This is a genomic window from Kitasatospora sp. NPDC048722 (assembly GCF_040650235.1).
GTDB lineage: Bacteria > Actinomycetota > Actinomycetes > Streptomycetales > Streptomycetaceae > Kitasatospora.
In genome coordinates this window covers 119,313-140,474 of sequence record NZ_JBEZGX010000015.1, presented here as the reverse complement: position 1 = coordinate 140,474, position 21,162 = coordinate 119,313, and the positions used below count along the sequence as shown (strand labels likewise).

The window sequence follows — 21,162 nt, the reverse complement described above, 5'->3', positions numbered from 1 at the left end:
CCCGGCTGACGCTCCGGAGGATTGGATACCCACCAGGTGACGACGCCGGGAGAGTGGTCTTCCTATGATGGGCGAATGACACCCGAGGACCGCTTCCCCGGGCCTGAACACCCCTCCTCAGGCCCCCGCCACCAGCCGGACCTCGACGTGCTGCCGTACGGCACCTACTACGAGCCGGAACCCGCCGGCTTCGCCGGGACGCCGTACGAAGCGGAGACCTACAGCGGCTACGGCGGCGCCCGCTACCTCGAACAGCACTGGCCCTCCGACAGCCAGGCGCACGGACACACGGTGCACGCCCCCGGGCAGGCGCCGGCGTTCAACCACCAGGACCACCCCGGCTACGAGCCGACCCTGCCCGACCGGCCCTCCCCGGCCCTCCAGTTCCCCGAAGCGCTGCCCGACCCCGTGGCCGACCCGCGGGCCGACGGACACCCCGACCAGCCGGCCGGCCAGTTCCCCGGCCGCGACGACCCGCCGACCATCGAACTCGGCCCGCCGCTGCCCGAGCCCGTGCCCAGCTACCCGTACCCGGCCCCCGGCCCCGACGAGCCGCCCGGCCCGCTCTACGTCGTCGGCGACGTCCACGGCTACCTGGAAGAACTCGTCACCGAACTCCGCCACCAGGGCATCATCGACGCCGACGGCCACTGGTGCGCCGGCCGCTCCCGGATCTGGTTCCTCGGCGACTTCACCGACCGCGGCCCCGACGGCATCGGCGTCATCGACCTCGTCATGCAGCTCGCCGCCGAGGCCGCCGCCGCGGGCGGCTACTGCCGCGCCCTGATGGGCAATCACGAACTGCTCTTCCTCGGCGCCGCCAGGTACGGGGACGAACCCGTCCAGTCCACCGCCGGCACCGCCTCCTTCCTCGCCGCCTGGCGGCTCAACGGCGGCCAGCAGCACGACCTCGACCGGCTCCAGGCGCACCACATCAGCTGGCTCTCCCGGCTGCCCGCCATCGCCATCGAGGACGGCCACCTGCTGCTGCACTCCGACACCACCGCCTACCTGGAGTACGGCGAGTCCATCCCCGACGTCAACGACGCGGTGCACAGTCTGCTCGCCGACGAGGGCGTGGACGAGTGGTGGGACTGCTTCCGCCGCTTCACCAAGCGCTTCGCCTTCCGCGGCGACGCCGGACCGATGGCCGTCCACGAGCTCCTCGACACCTACGGCGGCACCCGGATCGTGCACGGCCACAGCCCGATCCCGTACCTCACCGGCGCGGTGCACGCCGACGACGGCGCCCCGCCGCACATCCCCGGGCCGTACGTGTACGCCGACGACCTCGCGGTCGCCATGGACGGCGGCGTCACCATGGAAGGGCGCCTGCTCATCGCCCGACTGCCCGTCAACTGACGCCACCCGCCGACCCATCCGTCGCACGGGTGTTCCCGGCGCCCGGGCCGCACACGCGCGGCCCGGGGCGCGAAATTCCGGAATCGGACTGTCAGCGCGGGCGCACCCGCCCCTACCATGAGGCACACCACGAGCGGCCGCCCGTCCGGCGGCCCGCCTCCGCGCCCGATTCGGCGCCGCTGCGGGCCCAGCCCGCGAGGCGGAGCGAACCAGGGTCCGCATGAACGGGGTCCCCATGACCAACCCCCCGCCGCTGCTCGCCGAGGACCGCCCGGAGTACGAGCGCCTCCTCGCCGAAGCCCTCCGCGACGGCACCGTCCTCACCGCCCTCCGCGCGCCCGGCGCGCTCACCGCCGACGAGCTGCGCGTCCGCGCCCTGCGCGACGCCGACGCCATCGCCGCCGCGGCCGCCACCGAGTACGAGCACTACACCCGGCTGCGCGAGAGCCTGCGCAGCACGCCCCCACCCGCCGAGGGCGCCGAGCCGAGCGCCCCCGGCCTGCTCGCCCAGTTGCGCTCCGCCGACGGCGGCGCCGGGCTCTTCCCGGTCCTCACCGTGCTCACCCCGATCCTGGCCTGGGCCGCGGCGCTGGTCCTGCTGCTCCTCGGGTACGCCCTGCGCGCCGCCGACCCCGGGCTCGTCCTCGCCCGCTCCCTGCTCACCGCCGGCTGGATCGCGCTCGCGGCCGGGATCGTCGCGATGACCGTCGGCCTCGTCGGGCTCGTCCTCACCGCGTTACGCGACGGCTCCGGCGCCCCCGCGGGCACCGACCCCGACCTCGCCGCCGAGCTCTCCGCCGCCCGCCGCGCGTGGCGCACCGCCCTGCGCGACCGAGGCCTCCTCCCCTACCTGCAGGCCGGCCTCCCGGCCGTCCCCGCCCAGCGCCCGGACTTCACCAGCCCCGGCTACACCCCGCCGGGCTTCACCGGCCCCGACGAGGTCGGCCTCACCGACCCCGAGAGCCGCACCACCCGCCCCGCCGCCTTCACCCCGCCCGACTTCAGCACCCCCGGCTACACCCCGCCGGGCTTCACCGGCCCCGACGAGGTCGGCTGACGCACCGCTGCCCCGGGCCACGCCCGGGGCAGCGCGCAGGACCCTGGAGCGGCCGCTACGGCAGGTAGCGTTCGAGCGCCGCCGCGCCCTTCTCGTCGATCTGCCGCCTGGCCCACGCGAGGCGCTCGGGCGTGACGTCCTGCCCGGACGCCATGACGAGGTCCTCGGGGTCGAAGGGCCGCTCACCACCGCTGTACAACTGCCGCGGGGACGCCTTGGCGTCCCGGTTCGTCTCGTCGCTCGGATCGGTCCCCTTGATCGGGCTGCCCATAGCTGCCTCCTTGGTCGGCCTTCCCACCAGGGTGCCCCCGATTGCCCCCGGACGCACCACGGCGGGCGCGGCCGTACGTCCGGCACCGGGGCCACCCGACCCGGCCCCGGACGGCCGGGACGACGGCGGAGGGGTTCGGTGGTGTCGCTCCACGGTCGGCACCGGGTCGGGGACCGGCACGTGAACGGGCACCGGCCCCGGATGGCGCCGGCCGGGCGTGCTCCTCGCCCGGCCGGCCGCACCGGCCGCCCGCGGCCGGTGACCGCGGTTCACCGGCGCGCCCTGCGCCCGGCCTGGCGGTCGAGAGGCTGGCGCGCACCCCGGGCGGCGTTCAGCTGGCGCACCAGTTGGTGGAGCGAGATGACGCCGGTGAGCGGAGGGAGGCCGGCGACGACGACGGCGGACAGCGTCCACGAGACGTCGGCGACGCACAGGCCGGCCGCGAGGCTGGAGAACAGCACCACCACGGCCCAGGAGTGGAACGGCTGGCGTCCGTGCTGGACGGCGCGCAGGACCGACAGGCAACCCGCGAGCCACGGTCCGTAGACGACCACGGGCCACAACTGCGACAGTCCGCGCGGCACGCGGGAGAACGCCAGCTCCTGCAAGGGGCCGTAGGAGAACACCCAGCCCAGCACGCAGGCCGCGATGACCGTCACCGCCGTCAGCACCCCGAACACGGAGCTGATCAGCTGGGGCCACGCCGGGCGGGGAAAGGCGGACCGCCGACGGTGCCGGGACACCGGGGGGCCGACCGGGTGCTGCCCGGACCGGACCGGGCTGGACGCATCTACCGGCGCGCGCGGAGGCGGCACGAACGCCGTCTTGTCCTCCCACGCGCCGGCCGCCGCGCCGACGGGGCTGAACGCCTGCCCGTCGCCGTACACGGCGCCGAGGTCGTAGACGAAGCCGTCGTCGTACCAGCTGCCCACCGGGCTGGTCGCCTCGTGGACATGGTCATGGGGGGTGGCCCACAGCTCGCCGTTCGACTCGACGTGGCCACAGTCGGCGTACCCACCGAGAAGCTCGGTCACACGGTCGTACACGGCACGCTCCCCACACGGTCGCCCGGCTCCGGCATGGTCCGGGCACCGGTGCGCACCCGCGCCGCGGTCCCGGGCACGGCCGGCGGCGTCATGACTCGTCCGAGAAGAGAAGGGGGCCGATCCGCGCGGTGAAGTCGCTCTCCAACTGGCCGATCTTCCGCACGAAGTCGGCCAACGGCCGCGAGGTGTACGACAGGACGACGCGTTCGCCGTTGCGGGACAGGTAGCCGGTGGACACGTCGCCCGCCACGTTCCGGCGGTCGGGGACGAAGAGCCACATCCCGAGCGAGGCGACCGGCTCCCGCACGGGGAACGACGAGGGGCGGGGCAGACATGGTGAAGTCACGGGTTCATCAACGAGAAGCGGCGGGCCCGGTTTTACGACATCCGGGCGTCCTTCCATATTCGATATCGAAGTCGCTCCGCAAAATTACCCAGGAGGCAGGGCCAGGGGTGAATCTTATTCCATCGGACACGGGATGCACCCAATGACACGGGGGTCAGAGGTAATTCTATACTCATCGTCAATACCGCTCACCAAAAATCCCCAGTAAAACAATCGCAAGAGGAACGTTTCTCCTCTTTTTAAAGTGCTATGTTTCCCACTTGCCCTTGGCATATTCACCGCCTGGTGCCGGTCCGTTTCAACCCTGGGAGGCTTCTTGCTCAGCTGGAAGGAATATCTGGAAGTGGTCCGGCTCCATCGCCAGGGATGGTCGACAATCAAGATCTCCCGACACCTGGGACGTGATCGGAAAACGGTGCGGTCCTACCTTCGCGGCGAGCGGATCCCGGGCATCAGAATTTCTTCCCAGGACAGCTTCCTGCAGTTCCTGCCGTACTGCCGCCAGCGACTTGCCGAGGACCCGCACCTGGCAGCGACGGTCCTATTCGACGAGGCCGTCGACCTCGGTTATGCGGGCGGTTATTCGACCTTCACCAGAGCCCTGCGGCGGCACCAGGCCCGGCCGCGTTGCGAGCAGTGCCAGGGCCCGGCCGCGGCCGTGGACAGCCGATCCGCCCACGGGCGCAACGAAGTGGCCGTCGAATTCGACTGGCTGCGGCTTCCCGAGCCGCCGGCCAGTTGGGGCTACGGGAACCGGGCGGGCCTGCTCCTGGGGTCGCTCACCGGCCCCGGCACGGGCGGCAGCGGCCTCGGCCGCTGGTCGGTGGCGTTGGCCGAGGACCAGGAACTGCCCCACCTCGTGGAAGCCGTCGACCTCTTGCTCAGACGGCTCGGCGGCACCGCCGGCTGCTGGCGGTTCGGCCGGACGCCGACCGTGTGGTGTCCACGGACCGACCGGGTCACCACCGCGTTCGGGCAGGTGGCCAGGCACTACGGCGTGCGCGTCGAGTGTCGTCTGCCGGCCGACCACCGTTCGCACACCCGCCGGACCCTGGACGAGACCCTGCGCTCGTGGTGGCGCACGGTGACGAACGACACCACCCTCCAGGACGCCTGGAACAGCCTGGGCCCGTTCGCCGCGCGAGCGGACGCCCGACGGGGGAGAGCCCACGAGGCACGCGTCGCGCCCGACGACCCGCACCCGGGCACCGCTCCACTGCGCGAACTGCCCGCCGTGTCCTATCCGGTCCGCGTTCGCGCCTGCCGGATCGTCACCGCCGAGGGCCTGGTGCCCTTCCGCGGCAACTTCTACGTCCTGCCGGACCACCTGGCCGGCGCCCCGGTCGAGGTCCGCCGGCGCCTCGACCAGCCCCACCTGTCCCTCGCGACCCCCGCCGGAGCCGTCATCGCGCGCTTCCCGATCGCCCCGGTGGAGGCCGGGCTGACGGTCGTCGAGCACAGCAGCGCCATCGCCGTACTGGAGCGGCAGCCGGCGTCCGCGGCCGCCGACGCCCCGTTCTGCCGGCGAAGCACACCGCGCCCACCCTCCCCGCAGGCCCTGGCCGAAGCGGCCGCGCTCCGCGCCCGGCTCGACGCCCCGCCCGCCCGCCGCCCCGGCGAGGACCGGGACACCGCGACGCCACGGGTACCCACCCAGCGGGAGCGGCCGGTCGACGACGCCTGGAGCTGAGCGGCCGCTGCGCGCGTGCGGGGGAACGCCGGCAAGGCGGCGTCGTGCACGAGCGAACGCGGGATTGCGGGAGGCCGGGAACGGCGAAGCGCCGCCCCGAAGTGATCGGGGCGGCGCTCATGCGTCCTGGGTCAGTCCGCCATCGGCAGGCAGACCTCGCAACCCTGGGCCTCGAACTCGTCGGACACGGCCTTCATGACCCGCTCCGGATGCTCGCCGCCCATCACGGCGAGGGCTAGTGCCGACGGCGAGCGGCGACTCGTCCGCTGCGCCTCACGAGGATGAGGATCGAGCCTCCCAGCACGACGGCGGCCGCCGAGCCGACCGCCATGACGATCGACTTGCCGGAGCCGGTGGCAGCGAGTGCGTGCCCCGACTCGTGCGGACGCACGGCCGGCACACCCTGTTCGTGACCGCCCTTTCCGTTGCCGTGATCACCTTGTTCATGGCCGCCGTGACCCTGACCGCCGTGACCGCCCGGATACTGGGGCGGTCCGGCCGGACCAGCAGGCCCGGCAGGACCAGCAGGGCCTGATGGGCCTGCCGGACCGGCAGGCCCGGCAGGGCCGGGTGAGCCGTTGGCACCAGGCGAACCGTTGGCACCAGGCGAACCGTTGGCGCCGGGCGAACCGTTGGCGCCGGGTGAGCCGTTGGCACCAGGCGAACCGTTAGCACCGGGCGAACCGTTGGCGCCGGGTGAGCCGTTGGCACCAGGCGAACCGTTGGCGCCGGGTGAGCCGTTGGCACCAGGCGAACCGTTGGCACCAGGCGAACCGTTAGCGCCGGGCGAACCGTTGGCACCAGGCGAACCGTTAGCACCAGGCGAACCATTGGCTCCAGGGGCACCGGGAGCACCGTTGGGGCCGGGAGCACCGGGAGCACCGGGCGAACCATTGGCACCAGGGGCACCGTTGGGGCCGGGAGCACCCGGAGCGCCCGGGGAGCCCGCCACGCCCGGAGCACCATTGGGGCCGGGAGCACCGGGAGCGCCGGGGGCGCCGGGAGCACCGTTGGGGCCGGGAGCACCCGGAGCGCCGGGCGAACCGTTGGCACCGGGGGCGCCGGGAGCGCCGTTGGGGCCGGGAGCACCGGGAGCGCCCGGGGAGCCCGCCACGCCCGGAGCACCATTGGGTCCAGGTGCACCCGGGGAACCGGCAGGACCGGCGGGACCACTCGGACCGGCGGGACCACTCGGCCCGGCGGGACCACTCGGCCCGGCGGGACCACTCGGCCCGGGGGGACCGCTCGGCCCGGGGGGACCGACGGTGCAGGCCGCCCTCGTGATGGTGTTGTCGTCCAGAGTGACGGCGCCGTTGCGCGCCAGGGCGCGGCCTTCGATCACCGCGGCGTGGTTCACGCTGATGGACGTGAGGGCCAGGATGTTGCCCTTGAAGAACGAGTCGACGTCGATGGTGGCGGAGCTACCGACCTGCCAGAACACATTGCAGGGCTGTGCTCCGTTGACCAGGCTGACGACGCTCGACGGAGCCGTGATGAGGGTGGAGCCGATCTGGAAGATGAAGACGGCGTTCGGGTCGCCCATCGCGTCGAGGGTGACGGTCCCGGTGAGGTTCAGCGACGAACTCGCCTTGTAGACGCCGGGCGTCAGCGTCAGCCCTCCGATGTCGCCGGGCGAGGTCAGGATGGTCGTGGGGGCCCGGCCGGCGGCATCGTTGTAGGCGATGACGAGGTCGGACTGGGCCTGCGCCGCCTGCGCGTCGTTGACATGCTGAACCCCGTTCACGGTTCCGGGGGGGAAGCCCGTCACGCTGGTGCCCGGGAAGAGCCCCAGGTCGCCGTTGATGACGCTGGGGCCGGTGTTGGTGACGGTTGAGCCGGCCAGGATCGCATAGCTGGTGTCAGTCCCCAGCCCCACCGGCGCCGTTGCGGCGTGCGCGGGGCTGGGGACCAGGCCGGCCGTCGCGAGCAACGTCAGTCCGGACAGCAGGACGGACGCCCCCGCGAGTCGAGCGCGTCTACGCCCTCGTCCCGGTGGAGCGGACAACATGGCATCGACTGCCATAGGAGAGGACCTTTCTTGTCGCCGTTGAACTCCGTCACCCGGAGAGGGCATTCGGAGTGCTGCTGGTGGCTTCCGATCAGGCCTCACGCCCTCGCACTCGCGCCGGAGGGCCTTCGACGAGCGGAAGCCGACCAGGACAGGTGATGGAGAGTCACCAACTAACTACACGGTGCAACAACAACATGAAAAGAACAGAGTGATAAAGATGCAACGGAGTGACACACCAGCGCCGATCGGGGAACGAGCCCCACCCCGGAGCATCGCTCGTATACGCACCAATGGCGTGCTCGTCCTCCACTGGAAGCCGTCGGCTGCCCAGGTCGCCGCCGGCGCCACAGCAGTACCGTTTTTCCTCTTGGCCGCGCCCGGGCCGGTGAATCACGTATCGCCCGGTGATCCCAATCGTTGGCCCGATCATGAACGACCTAACGAATCCGCAGGAAGAGGCGCTCACTGCCGCCGCTGGTGACGCCACCACGGTGGCCGAGCGCTGCCGCGCCGCCGGTGGCCTGCTCAGGGTCACCCTCGGCGAACTGCGTGCGGAAGTCGGCTACCGAAGACTCGGCAAGTACGTCCTGGAGGAACTCGCCGAGCGCCTCACCGACGAGGGGCTCGGCTGGTTCCCGACGTGGCGGCTCTCCCCGAGAGAGAACGGCGAGCCGCGGAAGGACCAGGACGTATGGGTGTTCGTCCGGGACGGCGGCCTGCGCTGCCAAGTCATCGATGCCATCCAGGCCCCCGACGGTTCCGACGTCCCCACGGTCCTGAACGGCCTGCTCGCCGGCCGTCCCCAGGATCTCTCCCCGGAGCGCAAGCTCGGCCTCATCCGCGAAATCCTCGGGCTCTGACCCACGCCCGAGAATCCGCCGACCGGATTCCACCTGCGCGCCCGAACGTTCGCGGCGCTGCGCCGGACACCGCTTTCGCGGCCCAGCGCAGCGCCTCGGCACCTGCCGTCAGTCGGCGAGGGGCAGGTAGACCTTGTTGCCGTGGGCCTTGAACTCCTCGGACATGGCCTGCATGCCGGCCAGCGCCTCGGCGTCGAACTCGGTGCCGACGGCCGTGGAACCGTCACCGTGCTCGTCGCGGATCTTCTGCGAGATCTTCATCGAGCAGAACTTCGGGCCGCACATCGAGCAGAAGTGCGCGGTCTTGGCCGGCTCGGCGGGGAGGGTCTCGTCGTGGAAGTCGCGCGCGGTCTCCGGGTCGAGGGCCAGGTTGAACTGGTCCTCCCAGCGGAACTCGAAGCGGGCGTCGGAGAGGGCGTCGTCCCAGGCCTGGGCGCCGGGGTGGCCCTTGGCGAGGTCGGCGGCGTGGGCGGCGATCTTGTAGGTGATCACGCCGGTCTTGACGTCGTCCCGGTTGGGCAGGCCCAGGTGCTCCTTGGGCGTCACGTAGCAGAGCATCGCGGTGCCCCACCAGGCGATCATCGCGGCGCCGATGCCCGAGGTGATGTGGTCGTAGCCGGGGGCGACGTCGGTGGTGAGGGGGCCGAGCGTGTAGAACGGCGCCTCGTCGCAGATCTCCTTCTGGAGATCCATGTTCTCCTTGATCTTGTGCATCGGGACGTGGCCCGGGCCCTCGATCATCACCTGGACGTCGCGCTCGCGGGCGATCCGGCCGAGCTCGCCGAGGGTCTGCAGCTCGGCGAACTGCGCCTCGTCGTTGGCGTCGGCGATGGAACCGGGCCGCAGGCCGTCACCGAGCGAGAAGGTGACGTCGTAGGCGGCGAGGATGTCGCAGAGCTCCTCGAAGTTCGTGTAGAGGAAGTTCTCCTTGTGGTGCGCCAGGCACCAGGCGGCCATGATCGAGCCGCCGCGCGAGACGATGCCGGTCTTGCGGCGGGCGGTGAGCGGGACGTACCGCAGCAGCACGCCGGCGTGGACGGTCATGTAGTCGACGCCCTGCTCGCACTGCTCGATGATGGTGTCCCGGTAGACCTCCCAGCTCAGCTCCTCGGCCCTGCCGTCGACCTTCTCCAGGGCCTGGTAGAGCGGCACGGTGCCGATCGGCACGGGGGAGTTGCGCAGGATCCACTCGCGGGTGGTGTGGATGTTGCGGCCGGTGGAGAGGTCCATGACGGTGTCGGCACCCCAGCGGGTGGCCCAGGTCATCTTCTCCACCTCCTCCTCGATCGAGGAGGTGACGGCGGAGTTGCCGATGTTGGCGTTGATCTTCACCAGGAAGTTGGTGCCGATGATCGCCGGCTCCACCTCGGGGTGGTTCACGTTCACCGGGATGACGGCACGGCCGCGGGCCACCTCGTCGCGCACGAACTCGGGGGCCAGGCCCTCGCGCAGGGCGACGAACTCCATCTCCGGCGTGACGATCCCGCGCTTGGCGTAGGCGAGTTGGGTCACGGCGGCGCCGCCGCGGCCGCGCAGCGGGCGGCGGGGGCGGCCGGGGAAGACGGCGTCGAGGTTGCGCAGGTTCCCGCCGCGCGGCGAGGTGTGCTTGATGCCGTCGTCCTCGGGGCGGGCCTCGCGGCCGTCGTACTCCTCGACGTCGCCGCGCTGGCGGATCCACGCGTCGCGCAGGGCGGGCAGGCCGCGGCGCACGTCGGGCTCGTAGGCGGGGTCGGTGTACGGGCCGGAGGTGTCGTACAGCGGAACGGTCCTGCCGTTGGTGAGCACCACCTCGCGGAACGGGACCCGCAGATCGGGGCGGGATCCCTCGCGGTGGGCCTTGCGCCAGGCCGGGGTCGGGTAGCCGGTGCGCTCGCTGCTGGGGGCGCTCTGGGCAGACTGCGGCTGTGCGTCGAACGTGGTCATCTGACCTTCACTCCCTACGCCGGCATTACCCGGTCCAGGTTCCTGCGGTCGGCACAGCCTCCGGCCGTCCGTCGACGGACCGTTCAGCGCCCTCTCAGCCCGGTGCTCCGAGCTCCCGCGTCCGCAGGCGGTGTTGCCTGCGCATGACGCCCAACACCGTAGCGAGCGGATCGCCGCAGGTCCAGAGGGCTTCCGGTGGACGGGCGGCGGGCACAGACTGGAGCCCATGATCGGACTGACGGGGCGGGTCACGGGGAAGGTCGGCGCGGGACTGGTCGGGGAGGTGCTGGTTCACGTGCCCGAGCGGCAGGGGACGGAGGCGTTCCTGGCGTACCTGGCGGTGCCGGGGGATCCGCTGCCGACGGGCACGCAGGTGATCGTGGTCGAGTACCAGGCGCCGCGGACGGTGTTCGTGTCGCCGGTCTGACGGACGATCCCCCTCGTCACGGGGCCCGTGACAGGACCGGGACGAAGTCACGACGTCACCTACTGGCGCACCCGCACGAACAGGCGCAGAATCTCCGCTGCCACCGCGTCCGCGCACTCCTGCACAACCACGCGCAGCCACGGAGCGGTGTGCCTTGAAGGGGGAGTCGGCCGATGGTTGTCGGCGTCGTCGCGGGGGCCGTGGTGGCCTCCATCATCGTTGTGATCATCCTGTTCAAACTCATGTGGCGGGTCGCCGAGCCGAACGAGGCACTGATCATCTCCGGGTCGAAGCACGGGGACGGCCTGGGCTTCCGGATCGTCACCGGGCGGGGCACCTTCGTCGTCCCGGGCATGCAGGCGGTGCGCCGCCTGTCGCTGGACCTCAACGAGGCCGAGCTGGACGTCGAGTGCGTGACGCAGCAGGGCATCCCGGTGCACGTCAAGGGTGTCGTGATCTTCAAGGTCGGCGACGACTCGGTGTCGATCGCCAACGCCGCCCGGCGTTTCCTGGACCAGCAGAAGATGATGGGCCAGCGGGTCCACAACGTGTTCGCCGGTCACCTGCGGTCCATCGTCGGCGGGCTGACGGTCGAGGACATGATCCGCGACCGCGAGCGGCTGACCGGCGAGACCCGGGCCGCCTCGGGCGCCGAGATGGAGAAGCTCGGTCTGATCATCGACTCGCTGCAGATCCAGGAGATCCTGGACCCGACCGGGTACATCCGCAACCTCGCCGCCCCGCACGCCGCGGCCGTCCAGCGCGACGCCCGCATCGCGGCCGCCGCCGCCGACCGCGAGGCCACCGAGGCGGAGCAGGAGGCGTTCGCCCGCAAGGCCGAGGCCACCCGCAACAGCGAGATCCAACAGGCCGCCTACCAGGCCGAGATGGACACCGCGAGCGCCCGCGCCCGGCAGGCCGGCCCGCTCGCCGAGGCGGCCGCCCGCCAGGAGGTCGTCGTCCAGGAGACGAAGGTCGCCGAGCTGGAGGCCCAGCGCAAGGAGCAGCAGCTCCAGATCGACGTCCGCAAGCCGGCCGACGCCAAGGCGTACGAGACCCGCACCAGGGCCGACGCCGAGCGCGACGCCCGGATCTCCTCGGCCCAGGCGCACGCCCGGGAGACCGAGCTGCGGGCGGCGGCCGACGCCAGCCAGGTGAAGATCGCCGCGGCGGCCGAGGCGGAGGCCACCAGGGTGCGCGGCCTGGCCGCGGCCGAGGCGACCAGGGCCACCGGTCAGGCGGAGGCCGCGGCCGTCGAGGCCCGCGGTCTGGCGGACGCCGAGGCGGCCCGTGCGCTCGGGCTGGCCAACGCCGAGGGCATCCGGGCCCGCGCCGCGGCCCTCGCCGAGAACCAGGACGCCGTCGTGGCGCAGGAGTTGGCTGAGAAGTGGCCGGAGATCGTCCGGGCCGCGTCCGAGTCCTTCGGCAACGTCGAGCACATGGTGCTGCTCAACGGCGCGGACGGCATGGGCGAGATGTTCGCGAAGGCGCTCACCATGGGCGGCACCGGCCTCGGCCTGGCCCGCCAGCTGCTGAGCACCATGAAGGAGGCTCCGGCCGACGCGCCCGCCGACGCCAAGGCACCGGTGGTGCAGCAGGTCCGCATCGAGGAGTGACCCGGAGGCGGTCGCCGTGCTCGGGTGGCCGCGCCCGGGGCGCGCACCGCAACGGCCGAGGCCCGGCACCCCCACGACGGGGTGCCGGGCCTCGGCGTCGACGCCGGAGCGTCGTCAGAGCTTCGCCGCCTTCTTCACCAGGATGACCACGGCCGCCGCGATGCCGACCACGACCAGCAGCTTGATCAGCATGCCCAGCAGCGCGCCGACCACGCCGAACACGAAGGTCACGATGTTCCAGGCCAGCACCAGGACCAGCACCGGCACGACGATGTTGCGCACCCAGGAGGGCAGCGACTTCCAGAGCTCAGCCATGTCCGTTCCTTCTCTCCCCTCGGGCCGGCCGCCCCTTCGGTGCCGCATCCCGCTTGCTTTCGGTACTTCGATCGTACGGGGGCGCCAGTGCCGGAACGAGGTCCAACGGCCCGGAGAGAACCCCGAGATCACCCCGACCCCGGCCCCCGGGGATGACCCTGGGGAACCGTCCCGGAAGCGTCAGACCGGCCAGCGCTCACCGCGCCACGCGGCGTCCCAGAACATCCACTCGTAGCGCGAGGTCGTCGTGAAGTGCTCGATCACCCGGCGGCGCTCGACGGGGGAGAGTTCCTCGCCGATCCGGTCCGCGAGCGCCAGCACGCGCCGCACCACCGACTGGAACGCCTCGTCGCCGTAGGTGGCGATCCACTTGGCGTAGAGCGGGTCCGGCGAGCCCTGGGCGAGCAGCGCCTCGCCGACCCGGGCGTAGATCCAGTAGCAGGGCAGCACCGCGCCGAGCGCCTCCGCGAAGGAGCCGCCGTAGACGGTCGCGAGCAGGTAGCTGGTGTAGGCCCGGGTGGTCGGCAACACCGTTTCTTCGGCGGCCTGTTCGGCACTGGCCCCGAAGGCCGTCAGGAACTCGGCGTGCATGCCCTGCTCCGCTGCGATCGCGCCGACCGCGTCGTCGGCGAACGCCCGCACGTCCTCCTCGCCGGGCGCCTTGGCGGCGCAGACGGCGAGCGCGCGGGCGTAGTCGCGCAGGTAGTGCGAGTCCTGCACGACGAAGTGGCGGAAGGCCTCGCGCGGCAGCGTGCCGTCGGTGAGGCCGCCGATGAAGGGGTGGGCCAGGATCTCGGCGTAGACCGGCTCGATGGCCGACCAGAGCTCTTCGGTGAGACGCATGCGTCCGACCCTAAAGCCTGCCGGTCAGTCCTCCGGCGGCGAGAACACCACCAGGACGCGCAGTTCCTCCGTGACGTGGTGGAAGCGGTGCGGCGTCCCCGCCGGCACGTACACGACGGTGCCGCGCCCGACGGTCGCGGTCTCGCCGCCCACGGTCAGCTCGGCCCGGCCGCTGATCACCTGGTAGATCTCGTCCTGGTCGTGCGCGGTCTGCGGGTCGGTGGCGCCGGGGGCGAGCGCGTACAGCCCGGCGGACATCCGCGGTTCGCGCAGGAACCGCAGGTACGCGCCGTCGTTGGCCGCGCGTTCGGCGTCGAGTTCGTCCAGCCGGAACAGCTTCACCGGTACCGTCTTCCCTTCTCCGTCCACCTCCGGGACCACCGGCATTCAACACCAACATGCCCGACGGGAGCTTCCCTGCGCCCCCGGCGGCCTGCCAGGCTGGTCGCCATGAAGGGTTTCGTTCTCAAAACGCTGATCAACGCGGTGGCCATCTGGGTCGCCGCCTGGATCGTCACCGGCATCCAACTCACCGACGGCAACACCGACTGGCAGCACAAGACGATCACCGTGGTGGCCGTCGCGCTGGTCTTCGGCGTGGTGAACTGGCTGGTCAAGCCGCTCGTCAAGCTGTTCTCGTTCCCGTTGTTCATCCTGACCCTGGGCCTGATCACCTTCGTCATCAACGCCCTGATGCTGCTGCTGACCTCGTGGGCGTCGGGGCGGCTCAGCCTCGACTTCCACGTCACCGGCTTCATGCCGGCGCTGGTGGGCTCGCTGATCATCAGCCTGGTCTCGTGGGGCCTGCACCTGGCCCTGGACGACGACTGAGCGCGGCGGCCGCCGCGTCGTCGTGGGAAGGGCCCGTACCCGGGTGGTTCACCGGGGACGGGCCCTCCCGCTTCTCCGGCCGCCCCGGGCCGCCGCGCCCCGATCGGAGGCACCCCGGCGGGTCGGCGTTTCGTCCCGGCCCGGCTGCGGCAGACTCCCGCACAACGCTCGCGCCCCGGAGGTGGCCATGGGTCCCGACAACCGCACCCCGCCACCCCGCCCGGTCGTCAAGCGCACCGCGCGGGCGATCCTGCTGGAGCTGGACCCGGCGGACCCGCACGGCCCGGCCAGCCTCGTCCTGATCCGCCGGGTCCGCCCCGGCTCCCCGCACCCGTACTGGATCACCCCTGGCGGCGGGGTGGAGCGCGGCGACCGGACGGTGGTCGAGGCGCTGCACCGCGAGGTGGACGAGGAGCTCGGCGGCAAGGTCGTCGACGTCGTGCCCGCGTTCGTCGACACCATCAGCCACACGCACCACGACGACGGCACGCTGCTCCACCCCCACGGGGTCAAGGTGCAGCACTTCTTCGTCTGCCGGCTCGCCTCGATGGACCTCAGCCGTCGGCACGGCCCCGAGGTGGACGAGCCGAACGGCGAGTACGAGGTGGTCCGGCTGCCGTTCACGCGCGAGGGCGTCACGTCGGTCAACGTCGTCCCGCCCCGGCTGCGGGCCTACCTGGCGGCCAACATCGAGGGCATCCGCGCCCTGCTCGCCCCCGACCTCGGCTGAGCCCGGCCGCGCCTCAGCCCGCGGCCAGGTCCCCCACCAGGTCGTGCCGGATCCGCTCCACCGGCACCCCGGAGCGCACCAGCGCCCCGACGCTCCGGCGGACCATCGCGGCGGGCCCGCTGAGCACCGCGTCCCGGCCCGCCCACGGGCCGAACCGGCCCACCACCTCGGGGAGTTCACCGGCCAGCGCGCCTCCGGCGGGGCCGCTGCCGGAGACCACCGCGCGCACGGTGAGCCACGGGCACCGCCCGGCCAGTTCGCGCAGCCCGTCCAGGTCGTACAACTCGGCGGCCCGGCGGGCCCCGTAGAACACGTCGACGCGGCGGCCGGGCGCGCCGTGCTCGGCGACCTCCTCGACCATCGCCCGGATCGGCGCGATGCCGGTGCCGCCGCCGAGGCAGAGCAGGTCGGTGCCCGAGCCGTGGTCGACGGTCATCGCCCCGGCCGCCGGGCCGAGCCGCAGGACGTCCCCCGGCGCGGCGCGGTGGACGAGCGCGTTGCTCACCCAGCCCGCCTGGACGGCCTTGACGTGGAAGGTCAGCAGCCCGTCCGGCCGGGGCGCCGAGGCGAACGAGTAGTGCCGCCACACCCGCGGCCACCAGGGCGTCTCCAGGCTCGTGTACTGCCCGGCGCGGAACGGGTAGGCCTGGTCCGGGCGGACGGTGATCACCGCGACGTCCCGGGTGCGGCGCTCGTGCCGCACCACCTCGCCGTGCCACCAGGGCGGCGAGGTGCGGGCGTCCTCCTCCGCGGCCTCGATCATGATCGACGAGACCAGGCGGTAGACCCGGCGCCAGGCCAGCTCGGTCGCCGCGTCCCAACGGCTGCCCGCGTACCTGGCCAGGGCCTGCAGCAGGCACTCCCCGACCGGGCCGTAGTGGCCGGTCAGCGTGCCGTAGCGGCGGTGGCCGCGGCCGAGCGCACTCAGGTGGGCGCGCAGGGCCTCCGGGTCGTCGGCACCGCGGGCGGCGGCCAGCAGGGCGCGGAAGAGGCGGTCGCGCTGGACGTCCATGGCGGCCGGGAAGAGGGCGCGGACCTCGGGGTGGTGCAGGAAGATCAGCGCGTAGAAGTGCGCGGTGGCCCGGTCGGCGGCCGGCTCGACGACCGCCAGACTGGCCCGGATCAGCTCGATGTCCCGTGCGGTGGGCGGCAGTTCGGCGGCCGAGCAGGTGCCGCTGCCGAGCGCGGCGGGCGCCGGACCACTCTCGGCGAGGGCCTGGACGGCCCATGCCTGGCTCCAACTGTCGCCTGGTCCCGCCCAGTTGAGGCCTGGAGCATCGGCGAACAGCGGGCGGAACGGCGGGACGGCGGGCGGGACGGCGGGCTCCGGGACCGCCGGCCGCACGGGCCCTGTGACCAGGTCCGGCACCACCGGCGGGACGGCCGTCGGCGCCTCCACGGGCGGGAGGTCCGGCGGGTCGAGCGGCATCGGGGGCGGCACGGGGACCTCCGCCCGTCCGGCGGCCGGGCGGTCCGGGGGAAGCTCCGGCAGGCCCGGGACGGAGGAGACCCCCGCCGAGCCGTGCCCGGTGCGGACCAGAAGTGTTCTGCGGGGCTTCACCGCAACGTTTCGAGTACCCAAGAGAATCGTTTCGCCTCCGGCCGGCCTGCGCCACCACCTGGCTTGTCCCTGTTGACGCCTAGGCAGCGTGGCACGCCCGAAGTGCTCATCCGACAAATCGCGCGAAGCCCGGACGCCCGGCCCGGGAACGCGCTAGTCTCACTCATTCCACGGTCGCCCTGAGTGGCTCCCCCGTCTATTCAGGGCGACCGCGGTTCGAGAAGGGCCCGGTCAGAGCTGCCGCAGCAGCATCCCGGGCCGCTCCACGCAGTCCGCGACGAACCGCAGGAACCCGCCCGCCGTGCCGCCGTCGCAGACCCGGTGGTCGAAGGTGAAGGACAGCTGCGTCACCTCGCGCACCGCCAACTGCCCCTCGTGCACCCACGGTTTGGCGACGATCCGGCCGACGCCGAGCATCGCCGCCTCGGGGTGGTTGAGGATCGGGGTGGAACCGTCCACGCCGAACACGCCGTAGTTGTTCAGCGTGAAGGTGCCACCGGTCAGTTCGGCCGGGGTCAGCGAGCCGTTCCGGGCGGACTCGGTCAACCTGGCGAGCTCCTCGCCGAGTTGCTCGGTGCTCCGCACGTGCGCGTCCCGCACCACCGGGACGACGAGTCCGCGCTCACCCTGGGCGGCGAAGCCCAGGTGCACCACCGAGTGCCGGACGATGCCCGAACCGTCCTCCGTCACACTGGAGTTGAGCTCGGGGAAGCGCGCCAGCGCGACCGTGCAGATCCGGGCGAGCAGCGCCAGCACGCTCACCTTCGGACCAGGCGTGGCGTTCAACTGCCGCCGCAGCGCCATCAGTTCGGTGGCATCCGCGTCCACCCAGCAGGTCGCGGCGGGGATCTCCCGGTGGCTGCGGCTGAGCTTCTCCGCCACCGCCTTGCGCAGCCCGCGCAGCGGGACGACGCCGTCGGCCGCGGCGGAGGGGACCGGAGCGGGAGCGGCGACCGGAGCGGCGACCTTGGCCGCGACCGCCCGCTCGACGTCCGCCCGCATGATCAGCCCGTCCGGCCCGCTGCCGGTGACCGCCGCGAGGTCGACCCCCTGCTCCCGGGCCAGCCGCCGCACCAGCGGCGAGATCACCGGCACCACGGCGGGCGCCGCGGCCACCACCGGGACGGCGGGGACCGGGACAGGAGCCGGAGCCGTTGCCGGAGCCGAGGAGACCCCCACCCGGCGGCGGCGCCCGCCCCGGGACTCCGCCACCCCGTACCCGACCAGCGGGCGCTCCACCTCGGCGGACGGCGCGGCGGCGGGAGCGTCCACGGCGGCCACCGCGACGGTGACCAGCGGCGCGCCCACGGCGATCTCCTCGCCCGGCTCGCCGTACCGCGCGGTGACCACCCCGCCGTACGGGCAGGGCACCTCCACCACGGCCTTGGCGGTCTCCACCTCCACGACCGGCTGGTCGACGGCGATCACCTCGCCGACCTCGACCATCCAGCGCACCACCTCAGCCCCGGTCAGTCCCTCACCGAGGTCGGGCAGGGTGAACTCACGCACGACGGGCATCATCCTCAGTCCTCCCACTGCAGCCGGGCGACCGCGTCCAGGATCCGGTCCACCCCGGGGAGGTGGTGGTGCTCCAGCATCGGCGGCGGGTACGGGATGTCGAAACCGGTCACCCGCAGCACGGGCGCGGCCAGGTGGTGGAAGCAGCGCTCGGTGACCCGGGCGGCGATCTCCGCGCCGGTGCCGCCGAAGCCGCTCGCCTCGTGCACCACGACGGCCCGGCCGACCGAGCGCACCACGCGGGCGACCGTCTCGTCGTCGAACGGCACCAGGGTGCGCAGGTCCAGGACCGCGAGATCCCAGCCCTCGGCCTTCGCCGCCTCGGCCGCCTCCAGGCAGACCGGCAGCGAGGGCCCGTACGTGATCAGGACGGCCGAGGTGCCGGTGCGCCGCAGCACGGCCCGGCCGATCGGCTCCACCGGCGCGGTCGGGTCGAACCCGTCCTTGCCCCAGTAGAGCCGCTTGGGCTCCAGGAAGACGACCGGGTCGTCCGAGGCGATCGAGGCGCGCAGCAGCCCGTAGGCGTCGGCCACCGTCCCGGGCGTGACGACGTGCAGGCCCGGCGTGCTGGTGTAGTACGCCTCGGAGGCGTCGCTGTGGTGCTCGACCCCGCCGATGCCGCCGCCGTACGGGATGCGGACGGTGATCGGCAGCGGGAGCCTGCCCGCCGTGCGGTTGCGCATCTTCGCGACGTGCGAGAACAGCTGCTCCAGCGCCGGGTAGGCGAAGGCGTCGAACTGCATCTCGACGACCGGGCGCAGCCCGTACATCGCCATGCCGATGGCGGTGCCGAGGATGCCGGCCTCGGCCAGCGGGGTGTCCAGGCAGCGGTCGGGGCCGAACTCGGCGGTCAGCCCGTCGGTGATCCGGAAGACGCCGCCAAGCGCGCCGACGTCCTCGCCGAGCACGTGCACCGCCGGATCGTCGCGCATGGCGTCCCGCAGCGCGGTGTTGAGCGCCTGTGCCATGGAGGCGGTGCGCGTGCCGGTGACAGTGTTCATCAGTGCTGCACCTCGGCCTCGGCGGCCAGCTCGGCGGACAACTGGGCGGCCTGCTCGCGCAGTTGCGGAGTCGGCTCGGCGTAGACGTGGGCGAACAGCGCCATCGGGTCCAGCTCGGCGTCGGCGTGGAACTCGGCCCGCATCCGGGCCGCCAGCGCCTCCGCCTCGTCGGCCGCCCCCCGGACCAGCTCGTCGTCCAGGATCCCGAGTTCGCGCATGGCGCGGTCCATCAACAGGATCGGGTCGTGCTCGCGCCAGGCCGCCACCTCGTCGTCGGTGCGGTAGCGGGTGGCGTCGTCCGCGTTGGTGTGCGCGTCGATCCGGTAGGTCAGCGCCTCGACGAGGGTCGGGCCGCCGCCGGTGCGGGCCCGCTCGACGGCCTCGGCCAGCACGCCGTGCACGGCGGGCGCGTCGTTTCCGTCCACCAGGCGGCCCGGCATGCCGTAGCCGACGGCCTTGTGCGCCAGGCTGGGCGCGGCGGACTGCGCGGTGAGCGGGACGGAGATCGCGTAGCCGTTGTTCTGCACCAGGAAGACCACGGGGGCCCGCAGGACGGCGGCGAAGTTCAGCGCCTCGTGGAAGTCGCCCTCGCTGGTGCCGCCGTCGCCGAGCATGGCGAGCGCGACCACCGGCTCGCCGCGCAGCCGGGCTGCGTGCGCCAGGCCGACGGCGTGCGGGGCCTGGGTGGCGAGCGGGGTGCAGAGCGGGGCGGTGCGGGTGGCGCGCGGGTCGTACCCGGTGTGGGCGTTGCCGCGCAGGAGGGTCAGCGCCTCCAGCGGATCGACGCCGCGGGAGACCACGGCGAGGGTGTCGCGGTAGCTGGGGAACAGCCAGTCCTGCTCGCCGAGTGCCAGCGCGGCGGCGATCTGGCAGGCCTCCTGGCCGGCCGACGCCGGGTAGACGGCGAGCCGGCCCTGCTTGGTCAGGGTGGTGGCCTGCTGGTTGTAGCGGCGGCCGATCACGAGCCGGCGGTAGAGCTCGCGCAGCAGGGCGGGGTCCTGCTTCTCCAGCGCCGGCGTGCCGAGCACGCGGACGGGGGAGGCGTCCGGCAGCAACGGGGCCGGGTCGGTGCGGGGGGCGGTGGCCCCGGGCATCCAGCCGGGCACCGCCGTGGGGTGTCTGTGGTCGAGAACGGTCATCTCGGGGCACCTCCGGGGGTGGTGGGGGCTCCCTACCGATTGTTCGGTCGTCTGTTCATCTTGACCAGAAGCGTGACAAGGTGGTGGACATTCGGCCCGAGCGGAGGTCGACTGGTGGCAGTGCGTCCAATCGGTGAGGGTGGGGGGTCATGTCGGCTGAACAGATGTCCAGACTCGACCGTGTCGACCGGTCGATCCTGCGGCTGCTGCAGCAGGACGGTCGCGCCTCGATCCGCTCGGTCGCCGAGCGGGTGCACGTGTCCCGGGCGAACGCGTACGCCCGGATCTCCAGGATGGTCGAGGACGGCGTCATCCGCGGCTTCACGGCCAGGGTCGACCACGAACGGGCCGGTCAGGGCGCGTCCGCGTACATCACGCTGAAGATCGTCCAGAACTCCTGGCGCACGGTGCGGGAGCAGCTGCTGGCGCTGCCGGGCGTCGCGCACATCGCCCTCGTCGGCGGCGACTTCGACGTCCTCCTGCTGGTGCACACCGCCGACAACCACGCCCTGCGGGAGCTCGTGCTCAACCGCATCCAGTCCATCCCGCAAGTGCTCGGCACACGAACGATGCTGGTGTTCGAGGAGACCGACCAGGTCCCCCCGGACTAGCCCC

The 21,162-nt window shown here is 72.7% G+C and carries 21 protein-coding genes, 1 pseudogene and 1 riboswitch; of the genes and pseudogenes, 9 read left to right on the top strand and 13 right to left on the bottom strand.

The genetic code is table 11. The features are described 5' to 3' along the window. Positions 1–75: 75 nt before the first annotated feature. Both AB0C76_RS14275 and AB0C76_RS14270 read left to right on the top strand, forming a co-directional pair. Entirely contained in the window at positions 76–1,362 is a 1,287-nt protein-coding gene (locus AB0C76_RS14275; protein ID WP_359964262.1) for a metallophosphoesterase, read from the top strand. 235 nt (positions 1,363–1,597) lie between these two features. After that, on the top strand, positions 1,598–2,419 hold the full coding sequence (locus tag AB0C76_RS14270; protein WP_359964260.1) for a hypothetical protein: 822 nt from the start codon (positions 1,598–1,600) through the stop codon (positions 2,417–2,419). A 55-nt stretch (positions 2,420–2,474) separates the two neighbouring features. Here the strand turns inward: AB0C76_RS14270 and AB0C76_RS14265 are convergent, their stop codons facing one another. From AB0C76_RS14265 to AB0C76_RS14255, 3 genes are all read right to left on the bottom strand, one after another. After that, a complete protein-coding gene (locus AB0C76_RS14265) occupies positions 2,475–2,690 on the bottom strand; it encodes a hypothetical protein (RefSeq protein WP_359964259.1) in 216 nt (71 codons plus the stop codon). 269 nt (positions 2,691–2,959) lie between these two features. Then, positions 2,960–3,736 (bottom strand): DUF2637 domain-containing protein, encoded by a 777-nt coding sequence (locus AB0C76_RS14260; RefSeq protein ID WP_359964257.1) that lies wholly within the window; start codon positions 3,734–3,736, stop codon positions 2,960–2,962. A gap of 88 nt (positions 3,737–3,824) precedes the next feature. Then, entirely contained in the window at positions 3,825–4,043 is a 219-nt protein-coding gene (locus AB0C76_RS14255) for a hypothetical protein (RefSeq protein ID WP_359964255.1), read from the bottom strand. Positions 4,044–4,497: 454 nt separating this feature from the next. Here AB0C76_RS14255 and AB0C76_RS14250 point away from each other — a divergent pair, with 454 nt between their 5' ends. Then, positions 4,498–5,772 carry an IS21 family transposase gene (locus tag AB0C76_RS14250; RefSeq protein WP_359964253.1) on the top strand — a complete coding sequence of 425 codons (1,275 nt, stop codon included), beginning with the start codon at positions 4,498–4,500 and terminating at the stop codon, positions 5,770–5,772. Between the two features lie 235 nt (positions 5,773–6,007). Here AB0C76_RS14250 and AB0C76_RS14245 read toward each other — a convergent pair whose 3' ends face one another. Together AB0C76_RS14245 and AB0C76_RS14240 are read right to left on the bottom strand one after the other, a co-directional pair. Next, on the bottom strand, positions 6,008–6,163 hold the full coding sequence (locus AB0C76_RS14245) for a hypothetical protein (protein ID WP_359964292.1): 156 nt from the start codon (positions 6,161–6,163) through the stop codon (positions 6,008–6,010). Positions 6,164–7,111: 948 nt separating this feature from the next. After that, positions 7,112–7,780, bottom strand: a pseudogene (locus AB0C76_RS14240) (ice-binding family protein); the annotation flags it as partial. A gap of 431 nt (positions 7,781–8,211) precedes the next feature. Here AB0C76_RS14240 and AB0C76_RS14235 point away from each other — a divergent pair. Beyond that, complete coding sequence (locus AB0C76_RS14235) at positions 8,212–8,643, top strand: hypothetical protein (RefSeq protein ID WP_359964251.1); 432 nt, start codon at positions 8,212–8,214, stop codon at positions 8,641–8,643. A 108-nt stretch (positions 8,644–8,751) separates the two neighbouring features. Here AB0C76_RS14235 and thiC read toward each other — a convergent pair whose 3' ends face one another. Beyond that, complete coding sequence (gene thiC, locus AB0C76_RS14230; protein ID WP_359964249.1) at positions 8,752–10,566, bottom strand: phosphomethylpyrimidine synthase ThiC; 1,815 nt, start codon at positions 10,564–10,566, stop codon at positions 8,752–8,754. Beyond that, a riboswitch (TPP riboswitch) is annotated at positions 10,561–10,695 on the bottom strand. (Overlaps the previous gene by 6 nt.) Before the next feature lie 97 nt (positions 10,696–10,792). Here thiC and AB0C76_RS14225 point away from each other — a divergent pair. Together AB0C76_RS14225 and AB0C76_RS14220 are read left to right on the top strand one after the other, a co-directional pair. Then, a complete protein-coding gene (locus AB0C76_RS14225) occupies positions 10,793–10,993 on the top strand; it encodes a hypothetical protein (protein ID WP_218205124.1) in 201 nt (66 codons plus the stop codon). A 173-nt stretch (positions 10,994–11,166) separates the two neighbouring features. After that, positions 11,167–12,609, top strand: a complete 1,443-nt coding sequence (locus AB0C76_RS14220; protein ID WP_359964247.1) for an SPFH domain-containing protein — start codon at positions 11,167–11,169, stop codon at positions 12,607–12,609. Positions 12,610–12,723: 114 nt separating this feature from the next. On the opposite strand, the gene AB0C76_RS14215 is transcribed toward AB0C76_RS14220, so the two are convergent. From AB0C76_RS14215 to AB0C76_RS14205, 3 genes are all read right to left on the bottom strand, one after another. Beyond that, positions 12,724–12,924: a DUF5326 family protein gene (locus AB0C76_RS14215; RefSeq protein WP_329931232.1), complete on the bottom strand. Its 201-nt coding sequence runs from the start codon at positions 12,922–12,924 to the stop codon at positions 12,724–12,726. 180 nt (positions 12,925–13,104) lie between these two features. Continuing rightward, the gene (gene tenA / locus AB0C76_RS14210) at positions 13,105–13,767 is read right to left on the bottom strand and encodes a thiaminase II (RefSeq protein WP_359964245.1); all 663 of its coding nucleotides are present in this window, start codon (positions 13,765–13,767) and stop codon (positions 13,105–13,107) included. A gap of 24 nt (positions 13,768–13,791) precedes the next feature. Then, positions 13,792–14,109 (bottom strand): cupin domain-containing protein, encoded by a 318-nt coding sequence (locus tag AB0C76_RS14205; RefSeq protein ID WP_359964243.1) that lies wholly within the window; start codon positions 14,107–14,109, stop codon positions 13,792–13,794. 108 nt (positions 14,110–14,217) lie between these two features. On the opposite strand from AB0C76_RS14205, the gene AB0C76_RS14200 reads away from it, so the two are divergent. Together AB0C76_RS14200 and AB0C76_RS14195 are read left to right on the top strand one after the other, a co-directional pair. Continuing rightward, a complete protein-coding gene (locus tag AB0C76_RS14200; protein WP_359964241.1) occupies positions 14,218–14,598 on the top strand; it encodes a phage holin family protein in 381 nt (126 codons plus the stop codon). 187 nt (positions 14,599–14,785) lie between these two features. Further along, complete coding sequence (locus AB0C76_RS14195) at positions 14,786–15,328, top strand: NUDIX domain-containing protein (RefSeq protein ID WP_359964239.1); 543 nt, start codon at positions 14,786–14,788, stop codon at positions 15,326–15,328. 13 nt (positions 15,329–15,341) lie between these two features. Here AB0C76_RS14195 and AB0C76_RS14190 read toward each other — a convergent pair whose 3' ends face one another. The 4 genes from AB0C76_RS14190 to pdhA form a co-directional block, all read right to left on the bottom strand. After that, positions 15,342–16,889 carry a globin domain-containing protein gene (locus tag AB0C76_RS14190; RefSeq protein ID WP_359964237.1) on the bottom strand — a complete coding sequence of 516 codons (1,548 nt, stop codon included), beginning with the start codon at positions 16,887–16,889 and terminating at the stop codon, positions 15,342–15,344. A 231-nt stretch (positions 16,890–17,120) separates the two neighbouring features. Beyond that, positions 17,121–18,407, bottom strand: coding sequence for a dihydrolipoamide acetyltransferase family protein (locus AB0C76_RS14185; RefSeq protein ID WP_359964288.1), 1,287 nt, complete (start codon positions 18,405–18,407; stop codon positions 17,121–17,123). Between the two features lie 5 nt (positions 18,408–18,412). After that, complete coding sequence (locus AB0C76_RS14180) at positions 18,413–19,408, bottom strand: alpha-ketoacid dehydrogenase subunit beta (RefSeq protein WP_359964235.1); 996 nt, start codon at positions 19,406–19,408, stop codon at positions 18,413–18,415. Then, positions 19,408–20,502 (bottom strand): pyruvate dehydrogenase (acetyl-transferring) E1 component subunit alpha, encoded by a 1,095-nt coding sequence (pdhA, locus tag AB0C76_RS14175; protein WP_359964286.1) that lies wholly within the window; start codon positions 20,500–20,502, stop codon positions 19,408–19,410. The genes AB0C76_RS14180 and pdhA overlap by 1 nt, the downstream gene beginning before the upstream one ends. Before the next feature lie 194 nt (positions 20,503–20,696). Between pdhA and AB0C76_RS14170 the strand changes: the two genes are divergently transcribed. Continuing rightward, the gene (locus AB0C76_RS14170) at positions 20,697–21,158 is read left to right on the top strand and encodes an Lrp/AsnC family transcriptional regulator (RefSeq protein WP_359964233.1); all 462 of its coding nucleotides are present in this window, start codon (positions 20,697–20,699) and stop codon (positions 21,156–21,158) included. The last annotated feature ends 4 nt before the right edge of the window (positions 21,159–21,162 follow it).

What these genes read in the sequence shown, in the direction of transcription:
- AB0C76_RS14185 (WP_359964288.1), bottom strand. Translation starts at nt 18,407, where the DNA reads ATGCCCGTCGTGCGTGAGTTCACCCTGCCCGACCTCGGTGAGGGACTG.
- tenA (WP_359964245.1), bottom strand. Translation starts at nt 13,767, where the DNA reads ATGCGTCTCACCGAAGAGCTCTGGTCGGCCATCGAGCCGGTCTACGCC.
- AB0C76_RS14265 (WP_359964259.1), bottom strand. Translation starts at nt 2,690, where the DNA reads ATGGGCAGCCCGATCAAGGGGACCGATCCGAGCGACGAGACGAACCGG.
- thiC (WP_359964249.1), bottom strand. Translation starts at nt 10,566, where the DNA reads ATGACCACGTTCGACGCACAGCCGCAGTCTGCCCAGAGCGCCCCCAGC.
- AB0C76_RS14235 (WP_359964251.1), top strand. Translation starts at nt 8,212, where the DNA reads ATGAACGACCTAACGAATCCGCAGGAAGAGGCGCTCACTGCCGCCGCT.
- AB0C76_RS14225 (WP_218205124.1), top strand. Translation starts at nt 10,793, where the DNA reads ATGATCGGACTGACGGGGCGGGTCACGGGGAAGGTCGGCGCGGGACTG.
- AB0C76_RS14180 (WP_359964235.1), bottom strand. Translation starts at nt 19,408, where the DNA reads ATGAACACTGTCACCGGCACGCGCACCGCCTCCATGGCACAGGCGCTC.
- AB0C76_RS14220 (WP_359964247.1), top strand. Translation starts at nt 11,167, where the DNA reads ATGGTTGTCGGCGTCGTCGCGGGGGCCGTGGTGGCCTCCATCATCGTT.
- AB0C76_RS14170 (WP_359964233.1), top strand. Translation starts at nt 20,697, where the DNA reads ATGTCGGCTGAACAGATGTCCAGACTCGACCGTGTCGACCGGTCGATC.
- pdhA (WP_359964286.1), bottom strand. Translation starts at nt 20,502, where the DNA reads ATGCCCGGGGCCACCGCCCCCCGCACCGACCCGGCCCCGTTGCTGCCG.
- AB0C76_RS14195 (WP_359964239.1), top strand. Translation starts at nt 14,786, where the DNA reads ATGGGTCCCGACAACCGCACCCCGCCACCCCGCCCGGTCGTCAAGCGC.
- AB0C76_RS14215 (WP_329931232.1), bottom strand. Translation starts at nt 12,924, where the DNA reads ATGGCTGAGCTCTGGAAGTCGCTGCCCTCCTGGGTGCGCAACATCGTC.
- AB0C76_RS14270 (WP_359964260.1), top strand. Translation starts at nt 1,598, where the DNA reads ATGACCAACCCCCCGCCGCTGCTCGCCGAGGACCGCCCGGAGTACGAG.
- AB0C76_RS14275 (WP_359964262.1), top strand. Translation starts at nt 76, where the DNA reads ATGACACCCGAGGACCGCTTCCCCGGGCCTGAACACCCCTCCTCAGGC.
- AB0C76_RS14200 (WP_359964241.1), top strand. Translation starts at nt 14,218, where the DNA reads ATGAAGGGTTTCGTTCTCAAAACGCTGATCAACGCGGTGGCCATCTGG.